The organism is Haloarcula salina (genome assembly GCF_010119195.1).
Taxonomy (GTDB): Archaea; Halobacteriota; Halobacteria; order Halobacteriales; family Haloarculaceae; genus Haloarcula; species Haloarcula salina.
The window spans coordinates 656,992-677,739 of record NZ_WRXL01000001.1; the positions used below are offsets into that span (position 1 = coordinate 656,992).

General features: G+C 66.0%; 19 protein-coding genes. 5 read left to right on the forward strand and 14 right to left on the reverse strand.

Features of this window, described 5'->3' with window-relative positions; genetic code table 11:
- Positions 1–192: 192 nt before the first annotated feature.
- Genes GM656_RS03460 through arcS form a run of 3 tightly spaced genes read right to left on the reverse strand, consistent with a single transcriptional unit; the run spans position 193 to position 3,561 of the window.
- Positions 193–1,269 carry an archaeosine biosynthesis radical SAM protein RaSEA gene (locus GM656_RS03460; RefSeq protein ID WP_162412248.1) on the reverse strand — a complete coding sequence of 359 codons (1,077 nt, stop codon included), beginning with the start codon at positions 1,267–1,269 and terminating at the stop codon, positions 193–195.
- Positions 1,270–1,307: 38 nt separating this feature from the next.
- Positions 1,308–1,724, reverse strand: a complete 417-nt coding sequence (locus tag GM656_RS03465; protein WP_162412249.1) for a VanZ family protein — start codon at positions 1,722–1,724, stop codon at positions 1,308–1,310.
- Positions 1,725–1,773: 49 nt separating this feature from the next.
- Entirely contained in the window at positions 1,774–3,561 is a 1,788-nt protein-coding gene (gene arcS, locus GM656_RS03470; RefSeq protein WP_162412250.1) for an archaeosine synthase subunit alpha, read from the reverse strand.
- A gap of 190 nt (positions 3,562–3,751) precedes the next feature.
- On the opposite strand from arcS, the gene GM656_RS03475 reads away from it, so the two are divergent.
- Together GM656_RS03475 and GM656_RS03480 are read left to right on the forward strand one after the other, a co-directional pair.
- Entirely contained in the window at positions 3,752–5,074 is a 1,323-nt protein-coding gene (locus tag GM656_RS03475; RefSeq protein ID WP_174242926.1) for an alginate lyase family protein, read from the forward strand.
- Positions 5,075–5,153: 79 nt separating this feature from the next.
- The gene (locus GM656_RS03480) at positions 5,154–6,026 is read left to right on the forward strand and encodes an NAD-dependent epimerase/dehydratase family protein (RefSeq protein ID WP_162412252.1); all 873 of its coding nucleotides are present in this window, start codon (positions 5,154–5,156) and stop codon (positions 6,024–6,026) included.
- Positions 6,027–6,092: 66 nt separating this feature from the next.
- Here GM656_RS03480 and tgtA read toward each other — a convergent pair whose 3' ends face one another.
- Both tgtA and GM656_RS03490 read right to left on the reverse strand, forming a co-directional pair.
- Positions 6,093–7,565: a tRNA guanosine(15) transglycosylase TgtA gene (tgtA, locus tag GM656_RS03485; protein WP_162412253.1), complete on the reverse strand. Its 1,473-nt coding sequence runs from the start codon at positions 7,563–7,565 to the stop codon at positions 6,093–6,095.
- A gap of 70 nt (positions 7,566–7,635) precedes the next feature.
- Complete coding sequence (locus tag GM656_RS03490; protein ID WP_162412254.1) at positions 7,636–7,893, reverse strand: hypothetical protein; 258 nt, start codon at positions 7,891–7,893, stop codon at positions 7,636–7,638.
- Positions 7,894–8,034: 141 nt separating this feature from the next.
- Here GM656_RS03490 and GM656_RS03495 point away from each other — a divergent pair, with 141 nt between their 5' ends.
- On the forward strand, positions 8,035–8,568 hold the full coding sequence (locus GM656_RS03495) for a PQQ-binding-like beta-propeller repeat protein (RefSeq protein ID WP_162412255.1): 534 nt from the start codon (positions 8,035–8,037) through the stop codon (positions 8,566–8,568).
- Between the two features lie 87 nt (positions 8,569–8,655).
- Here GM656_RS03495 and GM656_RS03500 read toward each other — a convergent pair whose 3' ends face one another.
- Positions 8,656–9,201: an NUDIX hydrolase gene (locus GM656_RS03500; protein ID WP_162412256.1), complete on the reverse strand. Its 546-nt coding sequence runs from the start codon at positions 9,199–9,201 to the stop codon at positions 8,656–8,658.
- Between the two features lie 93 nt (positions 9,202–9,294).
- Between GM656_RS03500 and GM656_RS19455 the strand changes: the two genes are divergently transcribed.
- Positions 9,295–9,420, forward strand: a complete 126-nt coding sequence (locus GM656_RS19455; RefSeq protein ID WP_277815037.1) for a hypothetical protein — start codon at positions 9,295–9,297, stop codon at positions 9,418–9,420.
- A 19-nt stretch (positions 9,421–9,439) separates the two neighbouring features.
- Here GM656_RS19455 and GM656_RS03505 read toward each other — a convergent pair whose 3' ends face one another.
- The 7 genes from GM656_RS03505 to GM656_RS03535 all read right to left on the reverse strand — a co-directional run bounded on the left by GM656_RS03505 (position 9,440) and on the right by GM656_RS03535 (position 19,089).
- Positions 9,440–11,548 (reverse strand): hypothetical protein, encoded by a 2,109-nt coding sequence (locus GM656_RS03505; protein WP_162412257.1) that lies wholly within the window; start codon positions 11,546–11,548, stop codon positions 9,440–9,442.
- Positions 11,549–11,702: 154 nt separating this feature from the next.
- Positions 11,703–12,299: a tRNA (pseudouridine(54)-N(1))-methyltransferase TrmY gene (trmY, locus tag GM656_RS03510; RefSeq protein ID WP_162412258.1), complete on the reverse strand. Its 597-nt coding sequence runs from the start codon at positions 12,297–12,299 to the stop codon at positions 11,703–11,705.
- A 113-nt stretch (positions 12,300–12,412) separates the two neighbouring features.
- Positions 12,413–13,666 carry a Glu/Leu/Phe/Val family dehydrogenase gene (locus GM656_RS03515; protein WP_162412259.1) on the reverse strand — a complete coding sequence of 418 codons (1,254 nt, stop codon included), beginning with the start codon at positions 13,664–13,666 and terminating at the stop codon, positions 12,413–12,415.
- Positions 13,667–13,786: 120 nt separating this feature from the next.
- A complete protein-coding gene (locus GM656_RS03520; RefSeq protein WP_162412260.1) occupies positions 13,787–14,089 on the reverse strand; it encodes a hypothetical protein in 303 nt (100 codons plus the stop codon).
- A gap of 34 nt (positions 14,090–14,123) precedes the next feature.
- Positions 14,124–14,267, reverse strand: a complete 144-nt coding sequence (locus GM656_RS03525) for a rubrerythrin-like domain-containing protein (protein WP_162412261.1) — start codon at positions 14,265–14,267, stop codon at positions 14,124–14,126.
- A 122-nt stretch (positions 14,268–14,389) separates the two neighbouring features.
- On the reverse strand, positions 14,390–17,260 hold the full coding sequence (locus GM656_RS03530) for a bacterio-opsin activator domain-containing protein (RefSeq protein WP_162412262.1): 2,871 nt from the start codon (positions 17,258–17,260) through the stop codon (positions 14,390–14,392).
- Between the two features lie 779 nt (positions 17,261–18,039).
- On the reverse strand, positions 18,040–19,089 hold the full coding sequence (locus GM656_RS03535; RefSeq protein ID WP_162412263.1) for an RNA-guided endonuclease TnpB family protein: 1,050 nt from the start codon (positions 19,087–19,089) through the stop codon (positions 18,040–18,042).
- Between the two features lie 481 nt (positions 19,090–19,570).
- Here GM656_RS03535 and GM656_RS03540 point away from each other — a divergent pair, with 481 nt between their 5' ends.
- On the forward strand, positions 19,571–20,083 hold the full coding sequence (locus GM656_RS03540) for a TspO/MBR family protein (protein ID WP_162412264.1): 513 nt from the start codon (positions 19,571–19,573) through the stop codon (positions 20,081–20,083).
- A gap of 144 nt (positions 20,084–20,227) precedes the next feature.
- Here GM656_RS03540 and GM656_RS03545 read toward each other — a convergent pair whose 3' ends face one another.
- Positions 20,228–20,515: an amphi-Trp domain-containing protein gene (locus tag GM656_RS03545; protein WP_162412265.1), complete on the reverse strand. Its 288-nt coding sequence runs from the start codon at positions 20,513–20,515 to the stop codon at positions 20,228–20,230.
- Positions 20,516–20,748 lie beyond the last annotated feature (233 nt).

Sequence of the window (20,748 nt, forward strand, 5' to 3'; positions counted from 1 at the left end):
GGCGCGGAGTCGCGCCGCTCGCGAGCGTCGTATCAAGGGGAGAGGGACCAGCGGAGCGTGTGACAGTGCCCGACGGCCCCTACGTCTGAATATGTGGTCGAGCGGTATAAGCGCACGCTTACCGCAGTGAAAGTGAAATCGAGCTGATTGGAGCGTGTGGCGCCGCTTCGTGGGCTTCCTCGACCCGACCGCTCACCGCGCGAGCGGGAGCGAGTAACTCCGTTCGCGGGTCAGCACGGCGTCCCACGTCGCCTCGCACTCGCAGGACACCTGCTCGAACACCGACGGGTCCTGTCGCAGGTCGAAGTCCTTGATCGCCCGCTGGACCCGGTCGTCGCACTCGCCGCAGTTGTGCGGGCCGCGGTCGCTGCCGTGTCCGACGGGGTCCGAGACGACGATGACGTCCTCCTCGGCGGTCGATTCGAGCACCTCGGCGACCGACCAGAGCCACGGCGGGCGGTAGCCGCCGTCGTGGTAGAGCTCCTCGACCATCGTGTAGCGCTGGACGTTACAGGGGTTCATCGAGACCGTGTGACAGCCGTCGACGGCGGCACATCGGCGCACGGAGCGTTTCATGTCTTCGACGGCCTCCGACTCCGAGAGGAAGGGCGGCTTCATCAGCAGGTAGGCCTTGACGCCCGCGCCGGCGTCTCGCGCGGCCTCGCAGGCGTCCTCGAAGTCGGCGAAGTCGAAGTACTTGTTCACGCAGTCGTGGCGCACGCGGTCGGTCGCGGTCTCGAGGCCGACCGCCACGTCGGTCTCCAGCCCCGCGTCGACGAAGTCACCGACGGTCTCCCGGTCGACGAAATCCGGCAGTGACTCGACGACGATCCGGTCGCGGTCGGCGAACGTCTCCGCGATGGCCCGGCGCGTCTCGGCGGGGACCTCGCGCTCGTCGAGGAAGCTCCCGGAGGTGTAGATCTTGATGAGCCCCGACGGCTCGTCGGCGTTCTCGGCCTCGTGGTCCAGACAGTGCTGGATCTGGGCCATCAGGTCCTCGTGGGCGACGCTGCCACCCTCGACGCTCTCGGCGACGTAACCACACATCGTACAGCCGCCGGCGCGGGCCCACCGACAGCCGCCGGTGTTGAGGATGATGGTCAGGCTCTGGTAGACGCCGTCGGGCGTGTTGTCCTCGTCGAGCCAGACGCGGGTCGGCTCGCGGGGGTCGTACGTCGAGTCGTTTCGCGCCCGGATGTCGCGCATCACGGCGTTGTGGGCGTCCATGCCCTTGCCCTGCTCGTACACGTCGGGACTGGGCGTACTCATTGGCGCGAGGTAACCGACGGGCGCGTAAAGCCGCTTCGTTACCGCCGGGCGGGGGCTTCGCTCCCGTCCGAAGCGGTGTCGGCGTGAGCGAGCGCCAGCCACAGCGCCCCGGCGAGTACCGCCCCGACGCCGTTGGCGAGGAAGTCAGCGCCGCTCAGGCCGCGGGACGGAACGAGCCCCTGCAGGAGTTCGATGCCGGCCCCGTAGCAGACGGCGACCGCGGCGAGCGCCGCGACGACTGGGAGCGAGCGGGCGCGGCGGGCCCACGCGAGCAGCGCCGTCAGAACCCCGTAGCTCAGCGCGTGGACCCACTTGTCGAGGGCGATGCCGAGCAGCGCGGGGACCTGCTCGCCCGCGCCCTCGGGGACCGGCGTGAGCGAGGTACCCAGCAGGACGAGGGCGAATCCGGCCGCCGGCAGATAGCGTCGGAACCGGCGGAGAGCCGACCGTTCCATACCGGTGAGAGGGTCGCTCCGCTGATAAGTCGGGCGGTCGGACCGCCGCTCACCGCTCGTCGACGTGGCGCATCTGGACGGCGATGCCGCGCGTGGAGGACTGCATCTCCGGCCCGCTCATCTCGGCGCGGCCGACGCCGAAGGCCGCGTCGCCGCGGACGACCACGTCGTCGCCGACCCGGATGTCGTCGCTGGCGTCGGTGATGCCCGGCGCGAGGACGGAGCCGTGGGGGACGAACGGCTCGATGTCGACCGCCTTGGTCGGCACGTCGCTCTCGACCCAGCGGCGCGCGCCGGCGGTGGTCAGCGAGAGGACGCCGTACTGCTGGGCCAGCGTGGCCAGTTGCGTCCCCTCGCCGTCTTCGGCGCGCAGTTGCGGGTAGCGGCCCGCCGTCGCGAGGTCGTCGAACAGCTCATCGCCCGCTCCCGCACCGAACTGGTAGTCCGCGACGGCGCGGATCGTGTTGTGCTCGCGCTCGCGCTTCGGGTAGCGGTCCCGCCCCTCGAGTTCGGCCGCGAGGTTCCCGAGCGAGTCGGCCGTCGTCGGGTGGTCGGTGACGGTGTAGGTGAACTCTCGGCCCAGCGAGTCGGCGATGCGCTCGCAGATGTCGCGGTAGCCCTCGCCGGAAACGTGGGCGATGATCTCGGGGTAGTCGGCGGCTTCGAGATAGCGTTCGAGGACGCGGCTGACGAACTCGATCTCGTTGGCCGTCCACCGGCCCGTCACGACGGAGTCGTAGTGCTGAGCGGGGTACGTGAGTTCGAGTTCCTGCGGGACGACGCCGATGGGCGAGGTCATCGAGACGACGTGGGCGCGCCACTTGATGGCGTCGTGGTACTGCTTGTGGCTCTGGGAGTCGCTGTAGGGCTTGCGCGCCGAGCAGGGGACCAGCACGAGCGGTCGGTCGTCGAACCGCGGGACGTAGCGCTCGGTGACCCGCTCGGCGAAGCGCTGGATCTCGACCCGGCGCAGCGAGTCCTCGCTCGCCGCCGAGAGGTCGGCCCGCCGGATCAGCGGCGTTCGCGCTTCGAGGTAGCCGTACTGCTGGTCCAGCCGCCGGAACGTCGCCGTGAGCCAGTTGTCCTGCCGGGCCTGGCCCTCGACGTAGTCGCGGAGGCGGCCGTCGCGGACCCGGCGTCGGACCCGGCGGAGTTCCGCCGCGAGGGCGTTGACGTTGTGTTCGACGCAGTCCGTCCGGTCGAACGCCTCTCGGGGCGTCTGACAGGCCGGGCACGCACACGGGAGTTCGTCGAGGTCTTCGAGGAAGTACGCCTCGTCGGTCGTGAGGTAGCGGCCCTCGGTCCCGCGGACGACGGCGCGGTGCGGGTCGACGAGGTCGACGCCGGCGTAGACGAGCGTCGCGACGTTTCGCGGCGTGGCGACCCCGGGCAGGTAGAGCGCGGTGTCGGCGGGCGTGGCCTCCTTGACCGCGGTCACGGCGTCGACGAACGCCGAGGCGTGCCCGACGTAGCCGGGGCCGCCGGCGAGGACGGACACGTCACACGAGTGATCGGTGGCGGCGTCGGGCGAGACGACGGCCGCGCTCGGGAAGTCCACGTCCGGGTAGTCGACGGCGAAGGCGCCCTCGACTTCCTCGGGCGTGCCAGCCGGGAAGCCGCGGTGGGGGAGTACCGTGATCCGCGACTCGTCGCCCGCGGGGTCGTCGCGCTCCGCGGCCCAGTAGCTCCCGGCGTCGTCGAGGACGCGGTGGCACGCGCCCGGCGTGTCGGCGTCCACGTCGTCGATCAGCGCCGGCGTCGTCACGGACTCGGCGAGGCGGAGCTCGCCCAGCCGCGCGGCGCTGTCGCGCTCGTGGACTTCGAAGTAGTCGGTCATGCAATGGCGTCGGCCGCGCGCGACCAACTATCTTGCCTTTGGGCCGACCCGTGCGCTGACGCCGCACCGTCGCGTCCCGACGAGCGACCCGCGGCGGTCTTCGGGAAGCCGCCGTCGGCCAATTAACTACTCCTTAACTAACTGTACGGTGGACGATGGATCGAGCGTGCAGAGTCCGACACGAAGAGAGATGTTGCTCGCGCTCTCCGGCGCGACCGCCGCGCTGGGCGGCTGTTCGACGGGGTTGTCCTCCGACGACCCGAACGCGGATTCCGCTTCCCAGACGACACCAGAAGGGGAGCGGTCGACCTCGGTACAAGAGCAGTCGACCGCGTCACAGAATCTGCCGGCAGGCCGTCCCGCGATGTTCGTCGACCTCGACACGCTTGCGGCGATACGGTCCCGAGTCGAGCGCGGCGACAGCCCGTGGTCCTCCGCATACGAGGCGTTCATGTCAGACGTCCGTGACGCGATGGACGCCGAACCCGAGAGCGTCACCGACAACGGTGACGGTCACGAATTCAAGACGAAAGGCCCCAACGACCCCGAGGAACGGAAGGACTACGTCGCCGCCATCAGGACCGGCGACCGGATCAGAGACCTGGGTCTGGCCTACCAGTACCACGGCGATGACCAGTACGCCGAGAGGGCCGTCGAACTCCTCGACCACTGGTTCCTGAACGCCGAGACGCGGATGGCTCCGGTCATGACCAACAGCATCGAGCAGTTCATCACGCTCCCGAAGATGTGGTGGGGCGCCGAACTCGTCCGCGGTCACGAGGCCTGGGACGACGGCGACGTCGGGTCCGAAGCGGACCTGCAAGAGTGGGTTCGGACGTTCCTCGACGACGTGGGACACGGAGTCCAGACCTCGATGGGCCAGCAGAACATCTTCAACTGGCAGGAGATGGCACAGGCCTCTGGCGCGGTGTACTGCCGGGACTGGGACCGCTTCCGGACGGCCATGCAGCGCAACCGCGAGGTCGGCTTCACCCAGCTCCGGGAAGACGGCCTGCTGGAGAACGAGATCAGCCGCGCGTCGAGCCTCGCGTACTCGCTGTACGCGGCGAAGGCGCTCGTCACCGGCGCGGAGCTCAGTCGCCTCTACGCCGACAAGCTCGACGGACCGACGCTCTACGAGTACCGGAAGTTCGATGACGACGACCGGAGCGCCATCGAACTGATCCTCGACGCTCACGCACCGTACGTCTCCGACCCCGAAGCGTGGGAGGCGTTAGGCGAGGGCGACAGCGAGGTGTTCGAGAACGTCCACGGCTTCCCCGCCCGCAAACAGGAGGCCGCGTCCTCGCTGTACGAGGTCGCGTACTCCTACTATCAGAAGGAGGCGTACCTGGAGGCGGTCACGGTGAGCGGCCAGCCGGTGAAGAACGTCCCGACGTACGTCTCGGCCCAGCAGGTGGCCATCGACGAGCCGGGCCGCCCGCACCGCGACGAGCGCATCCTCGGCTGGACGACGTTCTCCCACGGCGAGCGGTTCCGGCTGGACCTGTAGGCCGTCGGGCGAACGACCGGGTCGCCGGCGGAGACGATCGGACCGCCACGCTTTGGACGCCGGCGCTCCCAGCGGGCACATGAACGTTGTCGTCACCGGCGGTCGGGGGAGCTCCGGTCGCTGGATCGTCGACCGCCTCGCCGCCGACCACGACGTGACCGTGCTCGACCGCGCCCTCCCGGACGAGGGTCACCCGTCCGTCGACTACCGCGCGCTCGACCTCACGAACGCCGGGAGCGTCTTCGACGCGCTGACCGCGCTCGACCCCGACGCGGTCGTCCACTGGGCGGCGATCCCCGTCGCGGGCAACCACCCCGGCGTCGACCTCTACCGGAACAACACGCTCGCGGCCCACAGCGTCCTCACGGCGGCCGGCCGCGTCGGAGCGGACGTGGTGCAGGGCTCTTCCGACGGCGCGTACGGCTTCTTCTTCGCCGAGGAGACGCCGGTCCCCGACGAACTACCGATCACCGAAGCCCACGCGCTCCGCCCGGAGGACGACTACGGGCTCTCGAAGGTCGTCACCGAGGAGATCGGAAAGACCATCGCGCGGCGGGACGGCGTCTCCGTCGCGTCGATACGGCCCTCGTGGATCCAGACGCCCGGCGAGTACGCCTGCCGCGACGACGGCTACGTCGAGGACATCGCGGCGGGGGCCGGCAACTACTGGTCCTACGTCGACGTTCGAGACGTGGTCGACCTCGTCGAGGCCGCGCTCGCGGCCGACCTCGGCGGCCACGAGGCGTTCAACTGCGTCGGCCCGGACAACGCGCTCGGCCGTCCGCTGACGGAACTCATGCGCGAGCACTACGGGTCGGTCCCCGCGGACTGCGCCGTCGAAGGGGACGCGTCGGCCTACGCGACCGCGAAGGCCACCGAGCGATTCGGCTGGGAACCGACGCGCTCCTGGCGGGACGCGGCCGACGAGGACGTGCCGGAGCCGACGGTCTGAGGGGTGGGAGCGGCGGGGCAGTGGGGGACAGTGTGGGCGGGCCGGGAAGTCCCGCGACCCACGGTTCTACTCGTTCGCGCGCAGGTCCCGCACGCGGACGCGGTCGGGGACGCGAGCGAGCGCCGTCTCGGGCCAGTCGTCGTGGAGCAGCGTGAACGACACGTCGGGGTGCAGGTCGACGAGGCGAGCGACGCCCGTCGCCGCGGCCTCGAAGCCCGCCCGGCCGGTCCGGTCCGGCGTCTCGGCGGTCAGGGGATACGTGTCGGCCAGTTCGCGCGGGTACGGACCGAACGGTGGCAGGACGCCCCAGGACTCGTCGTACTGGTCGCTGGAACTGCCCTCTGTCAGCAACACGTCGTCGCCCTCGACCGGGAGGCGGTCCAGTCGCTCGTGGTGGCGGCGGACCTCTGGGCGGCGCGCGGCCTCGGCCGAGGTGTAGAAGAACGCGTCCTTCGAGACGGGGTCCGTTCGCTCCAGTTGCTCGGCGTGGTCCAGCAGCGCGCGGTAGCCGTCGAGCATCGTCGGGTGGCCGCGGGCGCGGCTGTCGACCAGTTCGAGGAGGTTCCCCGCGCGGATGGCCTGCCTGACCGTCCGGATCTCGCCGTAGGTGACGTGGAGGTTGTGGCGGGCCAGCAGTTCCTCGCGCCGGTCGTCGGCCATCGCCTCCAGGTCCGCCGGGGTGTGCTCGGTACAGACCGGGCAGTGACAGGGGAACTGCGACAGCTCGTCGAGCAGTTCTGTCCCGCGGACCGTCAGATAGCGGTCGTCGCGGGCGTACAGCGCGTACGCGGCCGAGTCGAACAGGTCGCAGCCCAGCGCCGCCGCCAGCGCGAACATCATGGGGTGGCCCGCGCCGAAGAGGTGGACCGGCCCGACCTCGCCCAGGCCGCGCTTGCAGGCGGCGACCACGTCAACGAGGTCGGCGTAGCGGTACTCGTTCAGCAGCGGGACGACGGCTCCGAGCGGGAACACGTCCAGGCCGGTCGCGACGGCGTCCGCGGCGGCCCGCTCGCGCAGGTCCGGGTAGGTCGCGCCCTGGACCGGCGCGGTGACGAGCATCTCGCCGGTGTCCGCGTCGGCCGCACGCTCCAAGCGCTCCTGGGTCGTCGCCAGTTCCTCGGTCGCCCGCTCGCGGTCCACGTCGGGCGGCGTCGGGATGTCGACCGGCGTCCCGATGTCCGAGCCGATGTCGCGCTGGAACTCGAGTATCTCCTCAGTCGTCACGTCGATGTCACCGTACTCCGCGAGCTGGAACGAGCCGGAGTCGGTCATGATCGCGCCGGAGAAGTCGAGCAGGTCGTGGAGGCCCCGCTCCACGACCGGTTCTCGGAGGTCCTCGGAGCCGTGGAGGATGTAGCTGTTCGTGATGAGAATCTCGGCCCCGAACTCCGATTCGAGCGTCGACGGCGCGACCGTCTGGACGTGGGGGTTGACCACGGGCAGAATCGTCGGGGTCTGGACGGTGACGCCGGCGCGGGGCACCGTCAGTTCGCCCAGTCGGCCCGCGGCGTCGTACCGGCGGACCTCGAAGTGAGTCATTACCCGTCGTCGGCGGGCGGCGCGCCTAAGGGTTGTGTTCCCGCCCGCGAGCGAGCCCGCCGGCCGCGCGCTACTCGTCGCTCCGGTCGTCGGAGCCGGCGACGAGCTTCCGCTGGGGCCGCTGCACCGCTCCCGTCTCGTCGTCGGCGACGTACAGCGTCGCGTCTCTGAAGAGGTCGACGGTCTCGTCGCGTGACGCGTATCCGTCGTCGATCAGCCGGCCGACGATGTCGGCCCGCGAGACGGGACGCCCCGTCCGGCGGCGGACGGCGCCCCTGAGCTTGTCCAGTCGACGCGCGGTCTGCTCGTCGAGTGTGACCGATGGCATGTGAACAAGTAGCACGGCAGAGGCTTTCAATCTACCGTCGAGTCACCGGTCGAGAGCGTGACAGCGAATTCGTCAGTCACCACTCACACGGCCCCCCTCACAAAATACTCATAGACTCGTTCGGAAATCTGAACAACACCAATGAGGAAGACCCTTCTGGCTGTGGTCCTGGTATCTATCGTCCTTTCGGGGTGCACCACGTTCAGCGACACCGATAGCGATTCGACGGCGACTCCGCTCACGACACCGGATTCGAACCAAACGACACCATCTGAATCAGCCACATCAGCAGCGTTGCTCGCTTCGGGGTCGGCGTGTACAGACGGTCTTCAGGTGGGCTTCTGGGGTCTCATGGAACCCAAATTTTGGGGCCAGGACCGGATTCGCATTACCGCAGAAGTGCCAGCAAATATGAGCGTGTTGTTCGTTGTATATGTAGACGACTCGATTTCGGGCGTCTCGGCAGAGCAGACACAAGAGAAGCCTGTCGCTATTGATGGAGGCACAATCGAACTCGACGAGCCGCGAGCGGGAGAACACACGGTCACTGTCGTGGTTTTCAACGACACGAACGACAATCAGCGATTAGACCGGGACGTGGACGAGCCCTGTAAAAACGGAGGCGGTATCGTCCAGACCATGCCAGAGCGAATCAATTTTACCAGGTTTTCGTGATCGATTCGAATGGGTCGAGTTCGGGTCTAACCGTTCCGCCGGAGCGAGTCGGTCGCTGGCGTACCGCTCCAGACGAAACGGCACCGCTCACCGCTCGAACAGCGCGTAGTGCATGATTCCCAGGGCGGAGCGGCCGTCGCGGAGCGTGCCGTCGCGGACGGCGGTGAGCAGGGCGTCGAAGTCGGTCGTCTCGACGCGGATGGACTCGTTGTAGTCGAGGTCCTGGTCGTCGGCCGGCTCACACCCGCGGGCGACGTAGTAGTGGAACGTCGAATCGGCGTAGCCGTTGGCCGGTTCGGCGGTGTAGAGATGCGAGACCGATTCGGCTGCGTAGCCGGTTTCCTCCCGGAGTTCGCGGTGGGCCGCGGCCTCGGGGTCGTCGTCCTCGGGCTCCATCGACCCGGCCGGCAGTCCGCGGTTGACGCGGTCGACCGCCTGCCGCCACTCCTCGATGACGACCACGTCGCCGCCCGCGGTGAAGGGCAAGACGACGACGCTGTCGCCCTCGCGCATGAAGTCGAAGTCGGTGTCCGTGCCGTCGGGGAGGCGAACGTCCTCGTGGACGATGTCGAACCCGGGGCAGGCGTAGGCGACCTCGGAGTCGAGCGTCTCCCAGGCGAGTTCGTCGGTCATACCGGCGCTGCGGACCGGAGCGGCATACCCCTGACGGTGCTTGCGTGTGCAAACAGCGAGGATTCCCGTGGGGCCGCCGTACGTGAGGGTACAATGAGATTATCAACGGCCGTACTCCTGATCGGCGCAGTCCTGTTCGCCCTCCCGGTCCCCGGCACGTTCATCGCCGGCGGACTGGTGCTACTGCTCGGCGGGCTCGCTCGCTGGTTCGACTTCTGAGGCGGGGTGGCGCGGCGCGCTACAGCTTGTCCGCGTTCCGCGCTTGCTCGGTTCGCCGGTTGGCCTGTTCGAGGCGCTTCTCGGCGGCGCGCGAGAGCGGGTCGGACAGGTCGTCGCTCGCCTCGTCGAGTCGCGTCGCGACCCGCTGGAGTCGGTCGGCGACGGCCTGGAGCTGTCGGTCTGCGTTGGCGCGGTCGCCCGATTCGGCCCGCTCGGTCGCCCGCCGTGCCGCCTCCACGACCGCTCCGAGCGCCCGTTCGAGCCCGGTGATCGCGTTCGTCGAGCCGCCACTGTCGGTCGTCTCGGCCGCCTGTGCGGCGACCGCCGCGCGCGTCTCTTCTGCGATGTCGGCGAGGAACGAAGCGAGCGACGCCTTCCCCGTTCGTGGATCGTCGATCCGTGCCGCCGCGTCGGCCGCGGGGTCGGGGTTCACCCGGTACGCCCCGATCTCGTCGTCGCTGTCCCGGACCGCCGCCGTGTAGGCTCCACCGGCGTGGACGTACACCGCGTCCGGTCCCGAGAGCGGCGCGTCGTACAGTCGCCCCGCGAAGTCGTCTTCGACGGCGAGGTCAGTGAGGTCGCTGTCGGCGTCGCGTGGATCGACTTCCAGCTTGCGCGCGTTCTCGCGTGGTACGAGCGGAATCTCGCCCTCGACGCCCGCCAGCGTCGGGCCGCCGTCGGCCGCTTCCGGGACCGACACCGTCTCGCTGTGGGGCGCGACGCCGGCCCCGTTGACGGTGAGCCGGTGCTCGCCGGCTGGCACGTCCCGGACGACGGCGAGCCCCGAGAAGGTCGGAACGGCCTCGGGGTCGCTCTCCAGCAGCGCGACCGACTCGACGGCCGTGTCCTCGGTCGTCACCCCCTCACCGTCCGGCGCGTCGTCGTTCGAGACGGCTTCCGAGAGACTCGCGACGACGGTTCGCACCGCGGCCGGCGCGCCGATGGCGTCGTAGCGCTCGGCCAGCGCGGCGCGGTGGTTCGGCTCCGTGACATCCGCGGCCGGGTTCTCGTACCGGGGCTGGTCCCACGGCGCGCCCGTGGTCGTGATGTGGCCCGCGACGGCGTCCTCGGCGACCGACGGGACCGCGAACTCGAAGCTCAGTTGCGGCCCCGTGAAGTCCGCGATGTGCTCGAGTTCGCTCGTCGGCACGAGGTCGTATTCGATGTCGGCGTCGGGGTCGTCGCGCCCGGCGTGCTGGAAGACCAGGCCGGTCTCCCGCGTCGGCAGCGACGACGGCGGCGCGGCGAGGCTGTCGAACGAGCGCACCGTCAGCGCCTCGGGGACGAGGTCCTCGTGACTGACGGACGGGAGGCGGTCGTGTTCGTACAGCGGCGCGCCCTCGTACTCCGGTACGAGGTAGGGGAGCCGCGAGCCCTCGTCGCGCGGGAGCCCGTACGCGACCGGAATCTCAGCGATGTCCTCGATGGTCTCGATGGCGCTGTTCGTGATGTCGGCCAGCCGATCGCCCTCGGGCAGCCGGCTGAACCGGTCCGGTACGTCGTTGACCGACAGCGCGCTGGAGTGCGACCCGAGTTCAGAGAGGATGCGCGGGACCATCTCCGGGTCGGGGTCGAGGAACTCGTTGTTCGGGACTTTCCGAGAGTGCGAACTGGCGACGTACAGTTGCGGGTCCGCGGCGGACGCGTCCGCGGTCTCGCTGTCACCAGCCGCTCCACCGGTGTCGACGAACACGTGCAGGACCTCCCAGTCGTGCCAGTGGAAGTTCGTCGTGAACTGGTCGAACGCCGAGTAACACCAGAACTGGACGACGGCGAGCGGCGAGTCCGCGTACTCGACCGCGTGGTAGAACACCGTCGGATCCGGCGGCGCGTCCGCGGTGGCGCGCTCGTGGTAGCCGTCGAACGCGTCGAAGCCGTCGACGATCGTTTCGCCGTCGCGCTCGCTCGCGTACGGTCGCGGGTCGGTCGGGAACCACGGCTCCCGACGGTCGAAGTACAGCGTCGGCGCGAACCGCTCGGCGAGTGCGCGCGCCCGGTCGCCGTCGACCGGCGTCGCCGTCCCGTCGGGCTCTCCCTCCAGCGCCGAACAGCCGGCCAGGGAGGCCGCCCCGGCTCCGGCGACCGTCTGCAAGAGCGTGCGCCGGGAGAGCGAGTCGCCGCCGCTCATCGCTGTCGGGGACGCGTCGCCGCGCTGGTCGACTCCCGAGCGGCGAGACGGCCCCCTTCGTTCCGGTCCGATTCGTTCATACACCATCCAGCGAATCGCGTGGCAAAACCCTTCTGGCAGCCGCCGGCACGGTCGACCACGGCGCGCGGGCAGGTCAGTACCGCTCGAACCCCTCGGTGTCGAGGTAGTTGTGCGCGACCGTGATCGCGTGGTCGGCGTGGAGTCGCTCGGGGCCGAGCGAGACGCGCTGCTCGGCGTGGTCGGCCAGCAGGTCGGCCTCGCTCTCCCGGAAGTCGCCGTGGTCCGAGAGCACGAACACGGGGTCAGAGGGGGGCTCGACGTCGACCACCGGGTCGCCGTCCTCGTGCAGCTGGACGACGGTGCCGCGGCGGGCGACGTCGTCGAGCGTCCCATCGAACCCCCGTCTGGTCAACGAGACGCCCGGCGACGTCTCCACGGGGATGTGTCCGATGGCCTCCTCGCGTTCGTCGAGCGCGTTCCGGATCAGCGCCGCCGTCGAGCGCTCGTCCGGGTTCAGCCGGCGGAGGTCGCTCCCCTCGAAGGAGACGGTGTACTCGTCACGAAGGACCGCGTGGACGCGGACGTCCTCGCGGATCGCGTGGCTCAGGAAGAACGCGCTGGTGACGCACCGACAGAGCACGTCGAGCCGACCGGCCGCGCCGGCGAGGTCGTCGAGCGAGAACTCCGGCGTCGTCGGCGCGTCGTGGCCGATGATGACGAACTGGCGCATATCCGGACTCGACCCCGCGAGGGCTTACGTCCATCGTCGTGACGACGGACGCGAGGGCGGCGTCGAGAGAACGACATCGGTCCGCGAACGTGGGACGGTCCAAGAGCCCCGTGTTAGGGCCACGTCCCGGCCTGTTCGCCGGCGTCGATGACGCGCTCGAGCGCGACCACGTACGCGGCGGTACGGAACGACGGGAGCGCCCGCTCCTCGTAAGCGTCGACGAGGTTCCAGAACTGCTCGACGATCGTCGCGTCGAGTTCCTCGTTGACGCGCTCCTCGGACCAGTAGAAGCGCTGCCGGTTTTGCACCCACTCGAAGTACGAGACGATGACGCCGCCGGCGTTCGCGAGGATGTCCGGGACGACGAGAACGTCCGCGTCACTGAGGACCTCGTCCGCCGCGGGAGTGATCGGACCGTTCGCGGCCTCGGAGACGACGTCGGCCGAGATCTCGTGTGCCAGCGACTCGTCGATGGCGTTTTCGAGCGCCGCCGGGACCAGCAGGTCGACGTCGAGCGTCAGCAGTTCGTCGTTCGTGAGTTCGTCGCCGGCGTCGGGGTACCCGACGACGCTGCCGGTTTCGCCTTTGAACTCTTTGACCGCGACGGGATCGAGACCGTCACCGTCGTAGACGCCCCCGCTGGAGTCCGAAACGGCGACCACATCGGCACCCATCTCGTGGAGGAGGCGCGCCGCGATCCAGCCGGCGTTACCGTAGCCCTGGACAGCGGCGCTCGCGCCTTCGAGGTCCGTACCGAGGTAATCGAACGCCTCGCGGGCCGCGACGACGGTCGAACGGCCCGTCGCCTCGACACGGCCCTGGCTTCCGCCGCTCGAAAGGTCTTTCCCGGTTATCACGCCGGGTTCGGTCGTATTTTCGAGGGTCTCGTAGGTGTCCTTGATCCAGTTCATCTCGCGCTGGCCCGTGTTGACGTCGGGCGCGGGAACGTCGCGGTCGACGCCGATGAGCGGTGTCAGTTCCTTCGCATAGGCGCGTGTGATCCGTTCGAGTTCGCTCCGGGAGTAGTCGCTCGGGTCGATGACGATGCCCCCTTTCCCCCCGCCGAGGGGGATATCACTCGTCGCCGTCTTGTAGGCCATCCACCCGGAGAGCGCTTTGACCTCGTCGCGACTCACTTGCGGGTGGTACCGAATGCCGCCTTTGTAGGGGCCTCGATCGCCGTTGAACTGCGACCGGTACGCGCGGAACACCTCGATGGACCCGTCGTCCATCTCGACCGAGAGGTTCGCCTCCAGGATCCGCTCGGGGTTTTTGAGCCGTTCGAGTTGTCCATCAGACACGTCCAGGTACTCGGCCGCGTCGTCGAGCTGTGTCCGCAAGCTCTGGTACGGATTGACGTCGGACATATATCGACCAGCGGAATAGAGATACCAAAATCTACCCATTTCATTCAAAGATTCGACAGAAATTTCCGCGTAGAAATCTCTAATAGAGGGGCTAAAAGACTATTTTTCCGACTATTGGAGTTAGATCTCTATTTTCCTATCAAATTCTTTTATTATTGATCTCCCCTGCTGTTCCGTTACACGAACGGCGGTGTCCGTGCTGAGTGCCACGGCACTGCCGACCCACTCTATCTCGCTCGCTCGAACGTCGACGCGGTCGACGTTCGGGAGGAGACAATCACGACGCTCCGCGAGTGTGAGGAGGACGTCGCCACTGGGGAAGTGCCAGATCCGCTCGACGGACCGGAAGACCGGAATCGACGTCGGATCTGCGACGTACCGGACGCCTCTCGTCCGTTCCAGGCGACTTTGGTGGTCTGTCATGGGTCCAGATGGCGGCGACCGGCGAGTGACATCGTCACTCGATCGGCGTCATTCGGTTTCGCATCTCGCCGCCACAGCTGGGACACGAATCCGGGTTGTCCGCCGAAACGACGACGGTCCCGCACTCGAAACACTCGTACGGCGACTTCTCGTCGAGTGGTTGCGTAACGTCTCTCATAGTATGTTGACGAGTGCCTGTCGACGGCCGCAGCACTCGATTGAGGCGTCGAACGGAATGAGGGAATACGGAGGAGTTTAACAGCGAAGTAGGATGGGGCGGCCTGGTTTACTATGTAACCCCTATCTCGATGCGGTGACCGAGGGATTCCGCTCCTCGAAGAGTGTCGTGAACAGTTTCCGTTGCACCGTCCGGACGTGCTGATAGAACGCCGGCGGAGAAATGTCGAGCATGGACGCGACCTCTTCGCCGGTGTTCTCTCGCGGCGACTCGAAGAAGCCGCTGTAGTAGGCCGTCTGAACGACTTCCAGCTGGCGGTCGGTGAGCGCCGAGAGAAAGCGTTCGTAGATGTCGGTCTCCGCGGCCTGATCGAGCGTCCGCTTGCTCCGGAGGTCGACACCGGAGAACGCCTCGTCGACCAACCGCGTGATGTTTCTGACCTCGATGCTGTCCGGGACGTCGATGGTGAGCGTCGCCGACGTCCCGTCGGCGGTCGCCTCCCGGAAGACGGCACCGTGATCCGCCAGTTCCAGGGCGAGAAACGGCCGAGTGAGGCCCAGTCGAAGGACACCGCCGCCGCTTGCATCGCTGATCGGTTGTACGTCGTCGATCCCAGCTAGCTCGGCCGCGGCGGACTCCACGGCCTCGATAGGCGCGTCGTCGACGGTGACGAACACGTAGCTCCCGTCGGTCGTGTGCTGCATCCCGCCCTGATACGAGAGCGTACAGTCGGCGTCCCGGGCGAGACGGGACAGGATAAAGGATCGATCGTCGATCTCGAACGCGACGCGCGTCACCGACGTCGTGAGGAGGGCGTTTTTCCGCTCGATAGCACTCAGCGCAGAGGCGATCGTCTCCCCGAGTTCGGCCAGTACGGCGCGGGCAGTCTCGTCGAATGCATCACGGGTGTCGGCGTAGACGGTCAAGACGCCGTGGCTGAGATCGTTGTATTCGAGCGGAATGCTCAGTACGGACAGGAAGTCACGGGTGAGCGCGCCCCCTCGCCACGAGTCCTCACGGAGATCGGTCGCGACGTTTGGAACCATCGTCACCTCGCCGGTCGCCGCGGTTCTTCCCGCCGGTTCGGTGCCCGACGCGTCGACGGCGAACTCCCGACTGTCCAGATATCCCTGCTCGTCTCCCGCCCACGCCCGCGGTTCGAGCGTGTCGGTCGCCGTGTCGACGCGGCCGACCCAGGCGAAGCTGAACCGGTCATCGCTGGCCAGCAGTTCGCTGGCGGCGTGGTCGATTTCGTCGCGCGTCTCCGCCTGAACGATCGCCCTGTCGATCGCCCTGATCGTCTCGTTGATGCGGTTCAGTGCGGAGAGCTGTTCGTTTTGCGTTTGGAGTTGTCTGTCCTGCTCGCGGAGCCGGGATTCCCGTGTGACGCGATCGAGGGCCGCCTCGGCGGTCGCCGCGAGGAGGTCTGCGAGTTCGCGGGTCACGTCGTCGAACGCGGCGACCGTCGAGGATCCGACGACGAAGACTCCGTGGTCGCCAAGCGGGATGTAGCCCGCGCTTCTGAGATCGGTGGCCCGGTTGTCGAGCCGCTCGGCCTCGTGGACGTCGTCGAAAAACAGCGTCCGCCCCTCGATGAACCCGTACCCGGGCAGCGTTTCACCGTCGGCGTGGACCCTCGGTAGCGGACCGTGGAGACTCCGCATCGCTTGTGAGTGAGTTGCGGGGCGAAGCTCGTTAGTGTCGGCGTCGAACAGATAGACCGCCGTCGCGTCCAGGTCGAGGACGCTCGGTGAGTCCTCGACGATGTGCTGTGCGATCTCGTCGTGCGTGCCCGCGTAGAGGAACCCGCGGGCCAGTTCCTGAAGCGTCGCGAGGGCCTCCTCGCGCTGTTTGCGTTTCGTGATGTCTCGGCAGCTATAGAGGAGCTTGCCGCCCTGGATGTCCACTTCGCGGACGTTGACCAGGAGCGTGTGTTCGCGACCGGCCTTGTCGGTCGCCGTACACTCGATGTTCTTGAGGCTCCCCGTCTCGGCGAGCTCGTCGCGGTCGAAGAGGTCCTCTCCAAGGAGGTCGTCGATCGTTTCCCGGGTGCGAATCTCGTCTGCCGTGTATCCGAAGATGAAGTGGACGTTGGGACAGACGTACGTGTACTCGCCGTCCTCGTCCGTGATGAGGACGGTATCGGTCATGTTGTTGAGCGTGACTCGATGGAGTTCCTCGGACCGCCGGAGGTCGCGTTCGAGCGAAACCCGTTCCGTAATCTCGACGCCTCTGACGACGATCGACGTTAGCTCGCCGTGCTCGTCTTCGACGGACCGAACGGAGAGATCTATCACTCGCTCCGAACCGCCGTTCGTCGGGTCGAAGATAACGCTGCTACCGGACGTCCCGTCCTGCGTCTCGGCGACGAGCTGGCGAATCTCCTGCTGAGTCGACTCCGTCTGTGACCACCACGGGAGCGACCAGAACGGCTCACCGAGCACCGACTCGGCGTCTCCGTCGATCATCTCGCAGGCCGTCTGGTTCACCCGTACGAGGGTCCCGTCGGGGTCGAGCACCCACGTCGCCGTTTGCGTGTCACGGAAGACCGCGTCGAACTGTCGTGCCCGGCGGTGTTTGACCCGCTCCTGCTGCGCGGCGTCGAGTGCGCGTTCCAGCCGACGCAGGACGGTGTCGACCGCCTGCTCGGGTGGATCATCGACGACGACGTAGTCGGAGACCCCGGCCGCGGTTGCGTCGCTGGCGACGGTTTCGTTCCCGTCTGCAGTTCCGAGTAGTACCGGTACCGACGGCGCTTCCGTTCGGATCCGCTCGGCGAGTTCGATACCGGTCGTCTCGCCGACCGCGAGTGCCGTGACGACGCAGTCGACCGGGCCGTCGGTGACCGCGTCGATGGCCTCCGTTGCGGTTTCGGCGGTGCGTGCCGTCGCGTCGGCGTGCGATTCGATCCGCTCGGCGAGTCGCGCGAGCCAGTCTGTCGTTCCCGCCAGAAGGACGGACGAGGATGCTATCGGGGAGTCGGACTCCGTCATCAGTCACCCACTGACCGAACGCAGTCTCGAGACGGTACCGCACCGGCAGATTCGAACGGGGGTGTGCGCATACAGGGCCGATAGTCGAACATCCAGTCTCATAAAGTCATTTGATAGTAAACCCCTCAGACCGGTCGACGAGCGTATCGGATGTCACAGTCTCGAACGTGAACGCCGGCCACCGAACGATCCGCATCGGCACTGCCGGCCCGTCGCGACCCTCACCCGTCCCCAGGGGATGGACAACGCTAGTCGAGGTCGGTTATAGCAGCCATTGAAAGTCACTGCACACCCGATCGCACGACAGCAGTGCGGTCGGTGTGTACATCGCTTCAATTGTTACTATAACCGGCAGGAAATCTGCGAAAGGGGGTTGTCGTAGTGGGCCGGTGCGAACCTCGAACGCGGGAAGGGAACGCTGATTCTGCCGCTACGATACGTCCGACTACAGCGACCGAATCCAGCCGTGACCAGCGACCGGAGCGCGTGGACGAGATTCGGGTGTGGCGAGAGAGATTGGTGGGGCATCACGGATTTGACATCCTCCCCGCGCTAAAGCGCGAGGATTCCCCGAAGGGGATATTCAGGTTGCGCGTTTCCTCGGTTCTCAAAGACGCTTTCGCGTGGAACGTCAAAGGTCGCCGTCCAGTTGTGACCATGGACGTGCTTTGCAGCGCGTACAGCCCTGTCAAAGGGGCCTTCCTCCCTACATACAGCAAGCGTCAACGACGGCTGGCTATTCAACCAGCGAGGCAGCACGGTTCGCGTCAGCCGAACTGTTACGCCGTGCATGGGTCTCCCTCCCGTTGAGCGAGATTTTCCGATGCATTCAGATCGGCGTGGCGTCCACGACCACACTCCGAACATAAAAAGTGGGCACCATCACGAGCCCCTGTCGAACCACACGCCGAACACTCCTGACTGGTGTGGTATGCATCGACCTTCTCGACGCGGATACCAGCACGTTCGGCCTTGTACGTGATGAACTGCTGGAGCTGGTGGAAATGCCACGAGTGAACGCCTGACCATGAACTGTCTTCGCGGATGCCTTTGAGGTCTTCCATCCGAATGATAGGGTTCTCGAACTGTTCCGCGAACGTGATGAGGCGACGGGAGAGTTTGTGATTCAGATCTGTGATTCGACGCTGTTCTTTGTCACCCACACGGTTGCGTGCGCGAAGCGCACCCGCCTCTGAAAGCGACTCGCGTAGGGAACGATATTTGCGCCGAACGTATTTCGCCTCACCACCAGAGACCAGCATCGACTCGTCTTCGCCGTAGGCTGTCGCAGCGAGTATGTGGCGTTCACCAATATCGACACCGATGGGTGTTTCACCCGACGTGACGGCATCGTATTCGATATTGAACGTACAGTACCAGTCGTCTCCGCGACGGTACACCTGTAGCCGGGTCTTGTCGGCGTCTCCTTCGACGAGTCGGTCTACGGGGTCGGCAATGTCGTCGTACACCTCTATCGGAGTGTACCACCATTGGGAGACGCTTGGGAAGCCGACGACGACTGTGCCGTTCTCCGTCGTGTCGAGTTCCCAATTCTGATTATTGACGGCGAAGGGCTGACTCTCTCGGTAGCGAACCGCTCCATCTTTACTGTGGTCGGATTTGGCCTCACGGATGGCTTGGTTCTGAATAGCCGAGTAGAGTCCGTTGTCGATGCTGGCTGTGGTCACAGATTTATCGAAGTCACCGTTTTCCCATCCGTCGATACAGAACTGCTTGGTGTCACGGTAGAGCCGAGTAGCCTGTTGCCACTCTTTCCGCCGTGAGAGAGATGGGTTATGGAATTTCGCAGTGACAGTCACTGTGACCATTACATTTGTAATTATATTCTATATTGTAAATATCTGTTGGAATATCAGGCCGTGCTATCGACGGTGGTTGTGTCATCTACTGTCGGATTCATCCCCGCGCTGAAGCACGGCGCTTCCTCGTCAGATTCCCGTTCGTAATCGCTGGGCTGCATCGAGTCAAAAATGCGATGACCACAGTGTCGGCATTCCGGCGGGTTTTGCGAATGAATAGTTCGGCATCTGCTGCACATCCACAACATTGTGGGTGCGATATGAGTGGTCCCTGATAAAATGTCCCGTGCTGACGATTTCTCAGACAAGCCGCTATTTGATCAGTACAGGGTGTAAGCGTAGCAGCCCACGTGCTGAATATAGCGAATACGTGCGGCAACAGAACAGCGATCGGCCTCTCGCCGGGGATAGAGAGTTTCCCTGTGAGATGGGTGACCGGAATCCGGATTCAACGTACAACGCTTTGGACCAATGGACTCAATCCGTACACATGGTATCACTCGCGGCTCGATTCCGCCGATTTCCACGCGACCGCCCCGCCATCGCCCTCGCAGTCGCTATCCTGACCGTCGAGGTCGTTGGAGCTTCCGGATCAGTCTTCACGGCGCAAAGTCTCAGCACGTGGTACGGTACCCTTCAGCGGCCGATGGTCGCTCCACCGAACTGGGTATTCGGCCCCGTCTGGACCACTCTGTTCGCACTCATCGGAGTCGCACTATGGCTCGTCTGGCGACAAATCGAGTCTTCGCCCCGCGAGGCCTGGATCGCTCTTGGCGTATTCGTGGTACACTTCGTCTTCAATTTGGGCTGGTCGGCAGTCTTCTTCGGACTGCAGGATCTCGGATTGGGGCTGGCAGTGATCGGACTCCTGTGGCTGCTCATCGTCACAACGATGTGGGCCTTCGACCGCGTTGATCGACGGGCGACACTCCTCCTCGTACCGTATCTTCTCTGGGTCTCGTTCGCCGCCTATCTCAACTATCGCTTCTGGGTCTTAAATTAGGCCGCGGTTCGAGGCGATTTCACCCGCGCCAGCATCGAGCAGAGTGACCATCTACCGATCTGTTTCGGACTGGCTTGCACGTCTGATGGCACCTTCCGCATACTGTGAGTTGTGTAACAGCCGACAGACAGCTGTACGAAGTGACTACTCGATTTCTAGCTGACCACTTCCGCTGGCCTCCCCATCGGCGTTCTCGTCCCATTCGAGTTCGAACTCGACACTCAACTCAGTCATATTGCCAGCCGGACCTTCGCGTTCAGCTTTGACCTCGAAGGTTGGCCGGGCAGGGGGATTCAGTGTGACAGATTCGGAGCCCGCTTTCAGACTGATAGCGGTTCCGTTGTCGAGATTATCTGCGACTTTCCGAAGGTATGCTGCGATCTCTTCTCGGCTCTGATTGCTTTCCGATTTGAACAGGACATCTTCGGGCATTGTGAACGATACGCTGTCTGCACCGATAAGTGAATCCCCTCTCTGCAGCAAGGGTTTCGCGGACAACTCGGTCTCTGTCAGTAACGGCGTGACTGATACAGATGGATCCAGCAAACCACTGGGCTGTGTTTCACACCGGCGGAACTGGACGCGCCGAGGGGTAACTCTGTGTATCGAACTGTGAGAGTCGAGACGCGGTTCTCAGTCAGAACTCGCCGTTGATGTCATCTGCG